The sequence below is a fragment of the Sorangium sp. So ce1335 genome, assembly GCF_051521615.1.
Classification (GTDB): domain Bacteria; phylum Myxococcota_A; class Polyangia; order Polyangiales; family Polyangiaceae; genus Sorangium.
The window spans coordinates 2,193,287-2,207,429 of the sequence record NZ_CP150363.1 but is presented as its reverse complement, the minus strand read 5'-3'; the positions used below and the strand labels follow the sequence as shown (position 1 = coordinate 2,207,429).

General features: G+C 71.9%; 10 protein-coding genes. 7 read left to right on the top strand and 3 right to left on the bottom strand.

Annotated elements, in window-relative coordinates:
- The first annotated feature begins 347 nt into the window (after positions 1 to 347).
- The 4 genes from WMF24_RS08185 (at position 348) to WMF24_RS08170 (ending at position 5,047) form a co-directional block, all read left to right on the top strand.
- Positions 348 to 917: a tellurite resistance TerB family protein gene (locus WMF24_RS08185; protein ID WP_437735808.1), complete on the top strand. Its 570-nt coding sequence runs from the start codon at positions 348 to 350 to the stop codon at positions 915 to 917.
- Positions 918 to 1,108: 191 nt separating this feature from the next.
- Positions 1,109 to 2,299, top strand: a complete 1,191-nt coding sequence (locus tag WMF24_RS08180; protein ID WP_437735807.1) for a thiamine pyrophosphate-dependent dehydrogenase E1 component subunit alpha — start codon at positions 1,109 to 1,111, stop codon at positions 2,297 to 2,299.
- Between the two features lie 171 nt (positions 2,300 to 2,470).
- A complete protein-coding gene (locus tag WMF24_RS08175; protein WP_437735806.1) occupies positions 2,471 to 3,445 on the top strand; it encodes an alpha-ketoacid dehydrogenase subunit beta in 975 nt (324 codons plus the stop codon).
- A gap of 3 nt (positions 3,446 to 3,448) precedes the next feature.
- On the top strand, positions 3,449 to 5,047 hold the full coding sequence (locus WMF24_RS08170; RefSeq protein WP_437735805.1) for a dihydrolipoamide acetyltransferase family protein: 1,599 nt from the start codon (positions 3,449 to 3,451) through the stop codon (positions 5,045 to 5,047).
- 688 nt (positions 5,048 to 5,735) lie between these two features.
- Here the strand turns inward: WMF24_RS08170 and WMF24_RS08165 are convergent.
- Positions 5,736 to 6,527 (bottom strand): RNA polymerase sigma factor, encoded by a 792-nt coding sequence (locus WMF24_RS08165; RefSeq protein ID WP_437735804.1) that lies wholly within the window; start codon positions 6,525 to 6,527, stop codon positions 5,736 to 5,738.
- A gap of 205 nt (positions 6,528 to 6,732) precedes the next feature.
- The gene (locus tag WMF24_RS08160) at positions 6,733 to 7,830 is read right to left on the bottom strand and encodes an RNA polymerase sigma factor (protein WP_437735803.1); all 1,098 of its coding nucleotides are present in this window, start codon (positions 7,828 to 7,830) and stop codon (positions 6,733 to 6,735) included.
- Positions 7,831 to 8,270: 440 nt separating this feature from the next.
- Between WMF24_RS08160 and WMF24_RS08155 the strand changes: the two genes are divergently transcribed.
- From WMF24_RS08155 to WMF24_RS08145, 3 genes are read left to right on the top strand one after another with little or no spacing between them, the layout of a single operon-like run.
- Entirely contained in the window at positions 8,271 to 9,368 is a 1,098-nt protein-coding gene (locus WMF24_RS08155) for a PEGA domain-containing protein (protein ID WP_437735802.1), read from the top strand.
- A gap of 14 nt (positions 9,369 to 9,382) precedes the next feature.
- On the top strand, positions 9,383 to 11,005 hold the full coding sequence (locus tag WMF24_RS08150) for a hypothetical protein (protein ID WP_437735801.1): 1,623 nt from the start codon (positions 9,383 to 9,385) through the stop codon (positions 11,003 to 11,005).
- A 36-nt stretch (positions 11,006 to 11,041) separates the two neighbouring features.
- A complete protein-coding gene (locus WMF24_RS08145; RefSeq protein ID WP_437735800.1) occupies positions 11,042 to 12,625 on the top strand; it encodes a hypothetical protein in 1,584 nt (527 codons plus the stop codon).
- A gap of 143 nt (positions 12,626 to 12,768) precedes the next feature.
- Here WMF24_RS08145 and WMF24_RS08140 read toward each other — a convergent pair whose 3' ends face one another.
- On the bottom strand, positions 12,769 to 14,106 hold the full coding sequence (locus WMF24_RS08140) for a hypothetical protein (RefSeq protein WP_437735799.1): 1,338 nt from the start codon (positions 14,104 to 14,106) through the stop codon (positions 12,769 to 12,771).
- Positions 14,107 to 14,143: the final 37 nt, after the last annotated feature.

Genomic DNA, 14,143 nt, shown 5'->3' with positions numbered 1-14,143 from the left:
GGGCCAGAAATCCTGCCAGGGCAGCCCAGCGCGCGGCGAGCGATTCCAGCGCCAGGGCGCCCGCGGCGCGAGGGCACAACCCCCCAAATTTCTTCGCTTTTTTGCGCCTTTGCGCCTTTGCGTTGAAATCTCTCCCCCGGATCCCAGGCCAGCCTCCTGGCGCGCCGGACCAGCGCCGGGCCCGCCCGCTGCGGAGACGACCCCAGTCCGGGGTGCGAGGGCGGGAGGACAGGGAGCTGAACGAATTCGCCGCGCCTGGTGCTGCGAACGGGGGGGCGCAGCACCAAGCGCCTTGACGCTCCCCGGCGATTGGCCGAGCGTGGCCCGAAGGAGGGTCCGACACCACGATGTCCGCTCCCATCGACAGGCGCCCCGGCGGCGGCGCTCCGCTCGCCCCGCGGCCCGGCTCGGAGACGCCCCGCGCGCGCGTGGCGTCGATCCTCGCCCAGGCGGCGAAGGCGTACAGCGCGCGCCCGCCGATCGAGGACATCACGATGCCCACCGGCTTCGATCCCGCGGCCGTGGCGCTCTTCGAGACGATCATCGAGGCCTCGTTCCTCGTCGCGAACGCCGACGGCCAGTTCGACGAGGCGGAGCGCAAGCGCTTCCAGGCCATCGTCGTGGACGCCTGCCAGAACCTCGTCCACGAGAAGCAGATCGAGGCGCTCATCGCCGACCTGTGCGAGATGCTCGCCGAGGATGGGATGGAGAAGCGGGTCAGCATGGTCGCCCGCACGCTCGGTCGGACCGAGCACCAGCGCGAGGTGCTCCGCGTGGCGGCGTACATGGCGCACGCGTCGAGCGGCGTGAGCGCGCCGGAGCGCGGCGTGCTCGAGCAGCTCGCGCGCGGCTTCAGGCTCGACGCGGCCGCCGTCGACGAGGCGATCGCGCAGGCGGCCGGGCACGTGGGCGTCTAGCCGGGACATCCGCGCCGCGACGTGCGGCGCGCGACGAACGTCGCGGGAGATCGCGCGCGCGCTCGCCGCGGCGAGTCAAACCGAAGGCGCGATCGATGCGACGAGTCAACGTCGCGCGCACAGCGAATGAGCGACCGCAGCGTCTCGGCACTGGTCTCGGGCAGCGCCTTTGATTAGTGTCCCGCGAGCCGATGAGCACCGCGACGTACTCCACCGACCGCCCGCCGAACGTCTCAGGGGCAAGCCTGGAGCCGCAGGCTGCCGTCGCCCGGCACCCGCTCGACACGTGTGCCGACGACGTGATCAAGGTCCTGCGCGACGACGGCTCGCTCGACCCTGCGCACGATCCCAAGCTCGACCCGTCGGAGGTCGTCACCCTCTACAAGACCATGGTCCGCGTGCGCCACCTCGACGAGCGCCTCGTCGCGCTGCAGCGGCAGGGGCGCATCGGGTTCCACATCGGCTCGCTCGGCGAGGAGGCGGCGGTCCTCGGCAGCGTCGCCGCGACGCGGCCGCAGGACTGGGTGTTCCCCTGCTACCGCGAGTTCGGCGCCGCGCTCTGGCGGGGGCTGCCGCTCCAGCGGTACATCGACAACATGTTCGGCAACGCGAACGACACGGTGAAGGGCCGGCAGATGCCGGACCACTACACCTACCGCGCCGGGCACTTCGGCTCGGTGAGCTCGCCGATCGGCACGCAGATCACGCAGGCCGTGGGCTTCGCGTGGGCCGCGAAGCTGAAGCGCGACGAGCTCGCGACGCTCGTCTACTTCGGCGACGGCGCGACGAGCTCGTCGGACTTCCACAACGGGCTCAACTTCGCGGGCGTGTTCAAGGTCCCGGTCGTCTTCTTCTGCCGCAACAACGGCTGGGCGATCAGCGTGCCGACCGAGCGCCAGACGTCGAGCAGCACGTTCGCGTGCAAGGGGGTCGCGTACGGCGTCCCCGGGGTGCGGGTCGACGGCAACGACCTGTTCGCCGTGGTGAAGGTGACGCGCGAGGCGATCGCGCGCGCCGCGGCCGGCGAGGGCCCGACGCTGATCGAGGCGATGACGTACCGCCTGTCCGGCCACTCGACGAGCGACGACCCGAAGGCGTACCGCCCCGACGCGTGGCTCGAGCCGTGGCGGCGGCTCGACCCGATCGCGCGGCTGCGGCGGCACCTGGAGCGCACCCAGGGCTGGACCGAGGCGCAGGATCGCGAGATCGAGGCGGCGGTCGACGCGGAGATCAAGGCCTGCATCGCCGTCTCGGAGAAGGTGCCGCCGCCGTCGCTCGACTCGATGTTCGAGGACGTCTACGCCGAGCCGCCGTGGCACCTCGTCGAGCAGCGGGAGCAGCTCAAGGCGGGCCCGAGGCCCAAGGGCCACGGCGGCCACTAGGACGCGCGGGCGCGGCGTGGACGACGGCGCGGTCGGCGGGGCGGCTCGCCTTCCGGCGCCGGGCGCGGCCGGGGTGGCGCCGCCGCCCGCGATCGACGGGGTCCCCAGGGGAGCGGGGTCGCCCGTGAGGTAGCACTCCCACCTTCTGGCCGAGAGACGGAGACGAAGAGCATGCCTCAGATGAACATGGTCCAGGCGATCAACGACGCGCTACGCCACGAGATGCGGCGGGACGCGCGGGTCGTCGTGCTCGGCGAGGATGTCGGCAAGGTCGGCGGCGTGTTCCGCGTGACCCAGGGCCTGTTCGACGAGTTCGGGGACGACCGGGTGATCGACACGCCGCTCTCCGAGGGCGGGATCGTCGGCACGGCGATCGGCATGGCGCTCTACGGGCTCGTGCCGGTCCCGGAGATCCAGTTCGCGGACTTCATCTACCCCGCGTACGACCAGATCGTGTCCGAGCTGGCGAAGTACCGGTACCGCTCGGGGGGCGAGTACCCGTCGAAGCTCGTCATCCGCACGCCGGTGGGCGGCGGCATCCGCGGCGGGCACTACCACTCGCAGTCGCCGGAGGCGCAGTTCATCCACGTGGCGGGCCTGAAGGTCGTGTGCCCGTCGAACCCGGCGGACGCGAAGGGGCTCCTCCTCTCGTCGATCCGGGATCCCGACCCGGTGCTGTTCTTCGAGCCGAAGCGCATCTACCGCGCGGCGAAGGGCGACGTCCCCGAGGGCGACTACACCGTCCCGCTCGGCAAGGCGAAGGTGGTGCGGCCGGGCTGGCACGTGACGCTCGTCGTCTGGGGCGCGATGCTCTACGAGGCGCTCGACGCGGCGAACCAGGCGGCCGCGCAGGGCGTCGAGTGCGAGGTGATCGACCTGCGCACGCTGTGGCCGCTCGACATCGACACCGTGATCGAGTCGGTGAAGCGGACGGGCCGGTTCATCGTCGTGCACGAGGCGCCGAAGACCTGCGGCTTCGGGGCCGAGATCGTCTCGCTGGTGAACGAGAAGGCGTTCCTGCACCTGGAGGCGCCGCCGCTGCGGGTGACGGGCTTCGACACCCCCTTCCCGTACACGCTCGAGAACGAGTACCTCCCGCTGTCGCATCGTATCCTTCCGGCGATCCTGGAGACGGCGAGGTACTGACGCATGGGCAAGTACGAGTTCAGGCTTCCGGACATCGGCGAGGGCGTCACGGAGGGGGAGATCGTGACATGGCTGGTCTCTCCGGGCGACATGGTCGCCGAGGACCAGCCGATGGTCGAGGTGATGACCGACAAGGCGACGGTGACGATCACGTCGCCGCGCGCGGGTCGGATCCTGGAGACGCGCGGCAAGGTGGGCGGGATCGTCCCGGTGCACTCGGTGCTCGTCGTGTACGACCTCGACGACAGGGCCGCCGCGCCGTCGCCCGCGTCGGGGGCGGGGCCTGCCGCGCCGTCGCCCGCGTCGGGGGCGGGGATGCGGCAGTCTGCGGCGAAGACGGGCCCGGCGGAGCCCGTGAAGGCGGAGCCCGCGGCGACGGCGGTCGGCGACATCCGGGAGGACCTGCCGGGGATGAACCTCGTGGCGCCGGCGCCGGCCGCGTGGATGAACGGCAGCAAGGGCGCGGTCGCGGCGGCTTACTTCAACGAGAAGCCGCTCGCGACGCCGGCGACGCGCAAGCTGGCGCGCGATCTCGGGGTCGACCTGCGGCGCGTGCCGCCGACCGGCCCGGGCGGCCGCGTGACGAAGGACGACGTGCGGGCGCTCGAGGCGCCCGAGGTGGAGCCCGAGACGACCCCGCTGCTGTCCGCGGCGGCGGCCCGGCGGGCGGCGGCGGCCGCGGGCGCGGGCGGCGCGGGCGCGGCGGCCGGGGGCGCGCGGGGCGCGGGCGGCGCAGGCGCGGCGAGCGCCGAAGCGCGCGCGGCGGACGCGGGGGCTGCGGTCGAGCGCGCGAGGGCTGCGGTCGAGCGCGGGGCCGCGGCGGCGCCCGAGCTGCTGGATGAGGACCGCGGGCGCGGGGCGGCGCGGCCGGGCCGCGGGATCGCCATCCCCTCGGCGCCGGGCGACGAGCGCGTCCCGCTGCGCGGCGTGCGCAAGCGGATCTTCGAGGCGATGTCGCGGTCGAAGCACACGGCGGCGCACTTCACCTTCGTCGAGGAGTGCGACGTCTCGGCGCTGAAGGAGCGCCGCGCGCGCCTCAGGCCGCTGGCCGAGAAGGCGGGCGTCAAGCTGACCTTCCTGCCCTTCTTCGTGAAGGCCGTCGTCGCCGCGCTCAAGAGGCACCCGACGCTGAACAGCGCCTTCGACGAGGCCGCGCAGGAGATCGTCGTCCGGAAGAGCTACCATATCGGCATCGCGTCCGCGACAGAGGCCGGGCTGATCGTGCCTGTCGTGCGCGACGCGGATCGCCGGAGCGTGCTGGACATCGCGAAGGAGATCGCGCGGCTCAGCGAGGACACGAAGGCGGGGCGGGTGAAGCCGGAGGATCTCGGCGGCTCGACGTTCACGATCACGTCGCTCGGCCAGCAAGGTGGGCTGTTCGCGACGCCGATCCTGAACTTCCCCGAGGTGGCGATCCTCGGGATTCACCAGATGAAGCAGAAGCCGGTGGTGCGCGACGGGCAGATCGTCATCGGCGAGGTGATGCTGGTGTCGCTGTCGTTCGACCACCGGATCATCGATGGCCACGTCGGGGCGGCGTTCGCCTACGAGGTCATCGGGTATCTGGAGGATCCGGATCGGCTGTTCCTGGAGATGAGCTGAGCGAGCACGATCCGCGGGAGAGCGACAAACGGGTTGAACCCGCCTGAAACGAGCAGAGCTTCGAACCGCCAAGGCGCCAAGGACGCCAAGATATCGTCCTCTTCTCGGCGTCCTCGGCGTCGTCGGCGGTTCATTTCTCGCTCGATCGACGTGATCGTTGACCAGGGGGAGGCTGGCGGGGGGCAGCCTCGGCGCCTCCTGCGCAGCCTCGGCGCCCTCCTGTGCAGCCTCCGCGCCCCTCCTGCGCAGCCATGGCGCCCCTCCTGCGCGGCCCCGGCGCCCCTCCTGCGCAGCCTCGGTGCCGTCCTGCGCGGCCCCCGCGCCCCTCCTGCGCAGCCTCGGCGCCCCTCCTGCGCAGCCTCGGCGACCTCCTGCGGCGGCCCCGTCGCCTCTCCTGCGCAGCCTCGGCGCCCCTCCTGCGCAGCCCCGGCGCCGTCCTGCGCAGCCTCGGCGCCCCTCCTGCGCAGCCCACTGCGTGTCCTATGCCACAATTTCCTGGCTCCTGCGCAGCCCCGGCGCCCTCCTGCGCGCCCATTTATGTGTCCTATACAACAAACGATCGAGGCCTGCGCATCCCGCCACCCCTCCTGCGCCGCCCCCGCGCCCTCCTCTGCGGCCCCGGTACACTCCTGCGCATGCCAGGAGGTGGGCTACGCAACACTTCCCCCCTCCTGCGCACGCCTCGGAGCTACGCGACACGCTGTGGCACCGGAGCAGCCCGCGCGAGGTCGCCCGAGATGCCACGGGGCTTCGCGCAGCGCTCCTCCTCCGCCGCGATGCGCCTCGCGAGCGCTTCCTGCGCGTCGTGGAGCGCCCTCGTGCGCCATCTATAGACCGTGCTGAGGGGTGTCGCCCGCGTCTCGGCGATGTCTCTCATCGAGATCTCATGGAGGTCGTGCTGGACAAGCACCGAGCGCAGCTCGAACGGCAAGCCCAGGACGAGTGACCTCAGCAGGCGCCGCCGCTCCGCCGCGAGCAGGAGCTCAAGGGCCGTCGCGCCGTCGCCGGCCTCGCACAGCGCTGCGGGATCCGTGATGACCTCGCGCCGCCGAGACGCCTTCGCGTGATAGCGCGCAGCCAGGTTGACCGCGATGCCGTTGAGCCAGCGCGCCACGGGGCCGCGCGAAGGGTCATAGCTGCCGAACCGCGTGAGCGCCGAGAGGAGGACGTCCTGGCTCAGGTCGTGACGATCCCGCTCGGGCACACGGAGCTTCGCGAGCCACCGGGACACGCGCCGAGCCGTCTCCGCCTGAAATAGCTGGTCGAACGCGTGCGCCCGATCGCAGCCCGCCGCCGGCTTCGCCGCGTCATGCCGAGATCCCTGCCGAGCTGCCGTGCGCGCCGGGACGCGCGGCGCGCCGGATGCCTTCGGACCAGCCGTCCTCGCGTGTCGCGCCACAGGGGCCGACCCCTCCGCGAGGACGCGTGTTCCGACGTGATGAATGATCGCCCCGCGCGGGGGCTGCGCCAGGAGCTCCATGGCTCGCCTCCAGGTGAAACGTGAATGCTCCGCGCGACCCCGCGTCCGCGCGCCGATACGACACCTCCTGAGCGGGCGTCACACGCCGGGCGACGACCGCTCAGGAGCGCTCGATCTCCGAGGGCGCGACCGCGCACAACGGTGGTCCAGCGCCGCCATCGTCACGAAGGCCGCCTCGTGCTCGGGGCGGCCAGCTGCGCGGCGCTTACCGGAGCTGGTCCAGAAGCGCCTCGCGTTCACCCGCCAGGCGGCCGCACGGGAATCTCCGTGCGTGCTCCTCCAGCAGGCGCCGCGCCTCGACGAGCGACACGACGTCACCGGCCTCCACGGCTGTCCGCGCGCGGGCGACCAGATCCCGCTCGCGGGCGCCGATCGCCGGGGGCTGCGCCGCGGGGCGGCCTGCCGGCAGCGCGCGGACGGCAGGGGCCTTCACCGCCCTATCCAGCGCAGGAGTGGCCGTCACCGCCTCATCCAGCGCCGGAGTGGCCGTCACCGCCCTATCCAGCGCCGGAGTGGCCGTCACCGCCTCATCCAGCGCCGGTGAGGCCGTCACCGGCATGCCCAGCGCACGACGCGCGCGCGCCGGCGCGGCGGGGCTCTGCGCGGCCTGCGCGATCGCCGTCCCGCTCGCCCTCCGGGAGACCAGCGTGGCCATCGAGGTGCGGAGCGGCTCGACGGGATCCATCGGGCGCGTGGCCAGCGCGCCGAGCGCCGCCGCACAGGCGATGGCGAAGCCCGGCGCCGTCCAGCGCGCGGGACCACCTCGCCGAAAGGAGCGCCGCTCCAGGAGGAGCCAGGGTGCGAACAGCACGGAACGCAACCGGCGTCCGCCGCGGCCTCGTTGCCTCGCTTCCCAGCGGGCCGCCGCCTCCTCGAACTCTTCCCACGCCCGGCGCAGACGGCTCCTCGCGGTCTCGAACGGGATCTCCAGCTCCCGCGCGACGTCGGCGATCGACCGCTCCAGGAGCTCGCACGCGATGAATATCCCGCGGCCCCGCTCGCCGATCTGATCGATGAGCTGTTGCACCAATGCCGCCTCCTGGCGCGCGATGGCGTGCTCCTCGGGGCTCCGGCGCTCATCGCAGAGCGCCGCCTCGTCGAGGCCGGTGAGCGCCTCCTCGCGCCTGCGCGCCGCCCGCCTGTGATCGCGGGCCGTGTTCAGGACGACGCTGTCGCGAAAGGCGCCCGGGTTCGTGGCCGCTCGGGCCTGCTCTCGCTTCTCCCACAGCCGCACCATCGCGTCCTGCATGACGTCGTCGAGGTCCTGCGCGGGCACCCCGACGTAGCTGGCGAGCGATCTCACGCGGGCGGGTAGAAGGCAGGTCGGCGTTGCTCGATCCACGATCCACCAGACGATCCGGGCCCGGCCCGACGGGTCAAAAATCGACCGAGCCGCCGCAAGAAGCCGGGCGAGCGGCTCACGAGGTCACGGTGGGCAATCCCGGAGAGAGGAGCAGGAGCTCGGCGAGGCCTCCGCCGCAGCAGTGCCCGTCAGCCCGATGAGGATCGTCACCGGGCCCCAGCAGCCATCGCGCGCGCGGCTCTCATTCCCTCCCCCTCCCCTCCAGAGCGAAGCCACATATTCCGCCAGCACCGCGAAAGTTCTCATTCATTCGGTGGCTGGATATCGATTCCGCCCCTTCGTAAGCCCGCCGGTGCATGAGATGCGTACACGGGGAGGCACGGCGATCGCGGGGCACGGCGCGTTGACATGGGCTTGCTCGCAGGCGTATTGAGGACGGCGTGCGCCGTGTGCCCCGCGCCTTGTTGCCGTGCGTCTTTCTTGGCGTGATCGCGGCGATGGAAGGGGCGGCGAGCGCGCGGGATCCCCACGGGATCGCGGGGACGCGAGAGACATCGACCGTGGAGGAGCTGCTGCGCCCCGCTCGGCAGGCGCGCGACGCGGGACGGTGGGTCGAGGCCGAGGCGGCATACGAGGCGGCCCTCGAGAAGGCTGAGACGGCGTGGACGACCGACGCGGAACGCGCCGAGATCGCCGCGGAGCTCGGCCTGTGCGAGCTCGCGCTGGGCAGGCACCGCGAGGCGGCGGACCACCTGGCGCAGGCGTTGAAGCACCGTGACGGGCTCCGCCGCGCGCTCCGGGAACGGGCGGAAGACGGCCTGCTCCAGGCGGAGCGCCGCGTGGTGACGGTCTACGTGGGCGTCAATCCGCCCGACGCCGAGGTGTCCGTCGATGGCAAAGCGCTGGGGCGCCGGGCGCCGACCTACGAGCTGTTCCTCGAGCCCGGGCACCACACCGTGCGGGCCGAGCTCGATGGCCACGCCGAGGCGGTGAGCGCGTTCGAGGGGAAGGCCGGCCAGCAGCACTCGGTGGCGCTGAAGCTGCCCCGCGCGCCGGAGCGCGGGACACGGGCGCCGGAGGCGGCCGGCGCCGGCGCGGCGCGGCCTGAGGCGCCGTCTCTCCCTTCTCCGGCGCGGCCGGCGCTCCCACTGGCGGAGCTGCGGATCGGGGGCGCGGCGCTGGCGACGGCCGCGGTGGCAGCCGGCACGGTGTTCCTGCTGCGGGCCGATGTGATCGACGACAACCTCGGCGAGCGCGAGATGGTGCTCCGCGGGAAAGGTTGGACGCCGACGACGTGCTGGTGGCCGGACGCGCCCTCGACCTGCACGGAGATCCTCAACGACCTGGCCGAGCGGGACCTGTTCGCCACGCTCGGCAACGTGGCGCTGGCGACGGGGGCGGTCTTCGGGGTCGCGACGGCGGCGTCGTTCCTCGCGGAGGGGTGGATCCTCGACGAGACGCCGGTCCGCGGCGGCGTGCAGGTGGTGCCGAGCGCGACGGGAACGCAGGCCGGGCTCGTCCTTCAGGGCGTGTGGTGAGGCAAGGAGCGGCGATGGGGATGCGCGGGGGGCGAGGTCGAGCAAGGCTGCGTTCGGTCGCGCTCATCGTGCTCGGCTGCGGGAGCGCCGCGGGGGGCGCCGGCTGTTCCTATGCCGAGGACTGCGCGAGGTCGTTCACGTGCCATCCGCTCCCCGGCGAGGAGCCGCCGGTACTGCCGGCGTCGCCGTGCGACGGCGACCCAGCGACGAGCCCGGCGAAGGACGGGTGCGGGGTGTTCGTGGCGCGGCACGGGGACGACGCGAGCGGCGGGACGAGGCACGCGCCCGTCGGGACGCTGCGGCGCGCGGTGGAGAAGGCGTCGGAGCCCGGGGGGACGCGGCGGGTGTACGCGTGCGCGGAGGACTTCGAGGAGGCGGTCACGCTGCCGTCGGGGGTCGCGCTCTGGGGCGGCCGGGACTGCGGCGCGGAGGCGTGGACCTGGGGCGGTGAGGAGAGCTTCACCGGGATCGCGCCCGAGCCGGGGCGGGTGCCGCTCACGGTGGAGGCGCGCCAGGAGAGCAGGACGTCGCTCGTGTTCGGCGTGCGACTCGTGGCGGCGGACGCGGTCCGGCCGAGCGGGTCGTCCATCGGGATGATCGTGCGCGAGGGCGCGGCGGTGGAGGTGGTGTCGAGCGAGATCCTGGCGGGGAACGGCGCGGATGGGGCGGATGGGGAGAGCGCGCCCCAGGACACGCCCTGGCGGGCGCCAGATGGGGCGCCTGGCCATCCAGGCTCGCATGGATGCTTGGCGGACTGGACCGAGGGCGCTCCGCCGGCGAGGACCGTGTGCGAGGACGGCACGACGTCCATCGGCGGCACGGGCGGCGATGGCGAGGTCGCTGCGGGCGGCGACGGCGCGGAAGGGGCACCGGCACCGGGGCCTGGCGCAATGAATAAAGGAGAAGCGGGAAACGGGGGGGCGATGGCCTGTACGCCGGGCAAGAAGGGCGGCGCTGGGGAGAGCGGCGCGAACGGGGTTGGAGCCGGGAAGGGCGTGGACGACCGGCTCAAGTACGGAAGCATCAGCGCGCACGGCTGGCAGGGCTTCTCGGGACAGAACGGCCAGAACGGGGCGATCGGCCAGGGAGGCGGCGGCGGGGGCGGCGTTGGATCGAACGGGCAGTGCCGCGCCGTGGATCCGCAAGCTGGACCGTCCGGCGGCTCGGGCGGGGGCGGCGGCTGCGGGGGACGTGGCGGTCAAGGCGGCGGCTACGGGGGCGGTAGCTTCGGGATCATCGCCCTGCACGCTCACGTCATGGCGGACAAGACCGACATCATCACCGGTGACGGCGGTCGCGGCGGCAATGGAGGGAAGGGGCAAGAGGGGGGCCGGGGCAGACCGGGCGGCCCCGCGGGAGGGATCTTCCCCGTCGGTACCAGCTACTTTGCATGTGGAGGGGGGCCCGGCGGCGATGGAGGCAAAGGCGGCTATGGCGGCGGCGGGCTCGGGGGCGTTTCCGTCAGCGTCGCGTTCGTGGACAGCAGCGTTCAACTCACGGAGAGCGCCGACTGGGATTGGGGAGCCCCTGGTGTCGGGGGCGTCGGAGGCGATCCGGGCGACGATAACGCCAAAGGAGAAGACGGCCAGACCGCCGTTCTTTGGAAGTTCCCCGAGCTGATTGTCCCGCCCCAATGACGCCGCTCGCGCGGGAATGATCAGGGAGAGAGGACCATGAAGTTCAAAGCCGCTGCAACGATCGTGCTGCTGTCCTCCCCGGCCGTCCTGGGGTGCGGGACGGAGGCGTTCGCCCCACCGTGCGCGGAGGGGGGCGCCTGCGACCCAGAGCCCGCGGCCGCGCCCTCGGAGGAGGAGTGTCTCGAGGGGCTCGCCGCGCTGCGCGTGCAGGCCGGGTGCGGGGTGTTCGCGAGCCGGTCGTTCGGAGACGACAGCAATCCCGGCACGATGGAGAAGCCGGTGGAGACGCTCGCCCGTGCGGTGGCGCTCGCGCCGCGTGCTCGCGGGCGGGTGTTCGCCTGCACCGACTCTTACGCCGACGGCCTCACGTTGCGCTCCGGCATCGATCTGTGGGGCGGGTTCGCTTGCTGGTCGAGATGGCGACACTACACGGAAGGGATCACCAACCAGCCGGCGGTCCTCTATTCATCAGACGAGGGGGGTCCCCCGATCACCGTGGTGGCAGCGCAGGACGACGGCGAGTGGGCCACCGACGGCGTATCGACGATCGTGGACATGCAACTGCAGCACAAGCGCAGATTGCAGCCGGATCGCGATTCCATCGCGATGAGGCTCGAGCCGGGCGCGGTCGTGGAGGTGCATCGGAGCGTGATCCAGGCGGACAGGGGCGGCGGAGGCAAGCACGGCGAGGATGCGGTCTACGTTGATCCGCAGCCAGCGTACGGGGAGATCGGAGCGATCGGCAGGGACGCTTGCTCGGCAGCGACCGTGGCCGGCGCGCCCGCCGTGACAACCGTGTGCGGCGACATGGTGTCGACGGGCGGCAAAGGGGGCGACGGGACCCCGGAGCGCGGTGGCGATGCCGAGGACGGCAAGCCGCTGCCGGCCCCGAACACCACGGGCGCAGGCCTGGGCGGCGCGGGCGCGAAGGACGGCGTCCGGTGCGAGCACGGCCGCGATGGGGAAAACGGGGCGCCGGGCGCGCCGGGTGCAGCCGGCCAGGGTGGACGCCTCACCGAAGCCGGGTGGGAAGGCGTGCCCGGCCGTCAGGGCGGCACGGGAGCGCCCGGCCAGGGGGGCGGCGGCGGCGGCGGCGCGCCGGGCGGCCGGAGCGGCTGCGGCAACGCGGCGCTGGGCGGCGCGTCGGGCGGCTCGGGCGGCGGCGGCGGCTGCGGCGGCAGCGGTGGCCGCGGCGGCAGCGCGGGCGGCGCGAGCATCGGGATCTTCGCCCATCCGGGGAGCAAGGTGACCCTGCGGGAAACGCGCATCATCACGGGCCCGGGCGGCGCCGGAGGTCGAGGGGGCCGAGGCCAGCTCGGCGGGCAGGGCGTGCAAGGAGGCCCGCCGGGGCGGCAGGGGGAAATGGGGGGCCAATATGCCTGCCGAGGAGGCTACGGCGGCTGGGGCGGCAAGGGTGGCTACGGCGGCGGCGGCTCCGGGGGACCGTCGATCGGGATCGCGTATGCCGACGACGAGCAGCTCGCGCTGGATGGCGTGACGTTCGAGATCGGCGAAGGGGGCCTGGGCGGCATCGCCGATGTCGAGGAGGACGAGACGCGCGACCAGGCGAACCGAGGCAGCAACGGCTTCGCTGCCGAGACGATGCGCTTCGCGCCGTAGGGTCTGCGCCCGGGATTGCCGCCCGCGACCGCTCCCGCTGTCGAGTCGCCCCGCTCGACGTAAGCGAGGTCGTCTTGCGCAATGACCAGATGACGAGCGACGCTGGCGCAGACCAAGCGCCCGACTATGACTTCGTGCATACCTTATGGATCGATCCGAACCAGATACTTCTTGAGCACCCATCCAACCTGTTCCTCCCCGCGAAGATGATCGAAATATCTAACCTGAACCCTTTTTCCAGTTTGCCCGATGACTTCCACCACGGTGCCGGGGTAGAGCGTGTGAAGATGGGGGGAGGATCTAGCGCTGTTGCGCTGCCGAAGAATCACAGCCCGCCGAACAACATACCAAGCCCTGACTCGAATCACGTTGCCTTTATCGACTGCCGCGGCACGAAGCTCAGCTTCTTGCTCGTGCAGCTCGACAAGCCTGGCGAGCGCACGCTGGACGGTAGCCGCTCTCTCGTCCGCCAATTGCTGATCCTTGGCGGCTTCAGCCTCCTGCCGTTTGGCCCTCAGCTCGGTTAATGTGCTGAATCCAGTCGCCGACACTCCGAAGATCGCAGCAACCAAGAGGCTAACGAACGCAATGACCGTTGGAAGGTCCCAGCGCGGCGCCCTCGGCGACGACGAGCTTGATGCGAGTTTAGCGACAACGCGCTCGACAACCTCGGCGACGAGCTTCTCGACATCCGCAGTGGGATGAGAATCGTCAACCGCGGTACGTAGCTCGGCAATAGCAGCCATCAGAGGTGACTGGTCTTTTAGCGTCTGAACGCGCGCCGCGTCTTGATCCACCATCTCGAGAGTCGCGAGGGCGGACAAAGCCTCGGTGGCGATTTGCACGTGGCGCGGGAATGCAGCGGCAACCGCGGTAGCCGCGGTGCCGAGCAAGCCTGAATTCACACGGCCGATGGCACTCGCTAGCTTATCGAGTGATACGCCGGGCGAGAGCTGGGCCGTTAATTGAACTGCGCCGAGTTCTGCGAGTCGGGCCATCTTGCGCTGCATGGCCATGAGGCCGCCCGGGTCCGCGAGCCGGGCCATCTTGCGCTGCATGGCCGCGAAGCCGCCATGACCCGCGCGCTGCGCCATCTTACGCTGCATGGCCATGAGGCCGCCCGGGTCTGTGAGCCGGGCCATCTTGCGCTGCATGGCCACGAAGCCGCCATGACCCGCGCGCTGCGCCATCTTACGCTGCATGGCCACGAAGCCGCCCGGGTCTGTGAGCCGGGCCATCTTGCGCTGCATGGCCACGAAGCCGCCATGACCCGCGCGCTGCGCCATCTTACGCTGCATGGCCACGAAGCCGCCCGGGTCTGTGAGCCGGGCCATCTTGCGCTGCATGGCCACGAAGCCGCCATGACCCGCGCGCTGCGCCATCTTACGCTGCATGGCCACGAAGCCGCCCGGATCCGCGATCTCAGCTAGTCTACGCTGTATCGCCATCAAATTATCTAGAGGTTCGTCGTCCTTCGACATTTGAATTTCCGTCTTATGTCATGATGTGGATGAAGAA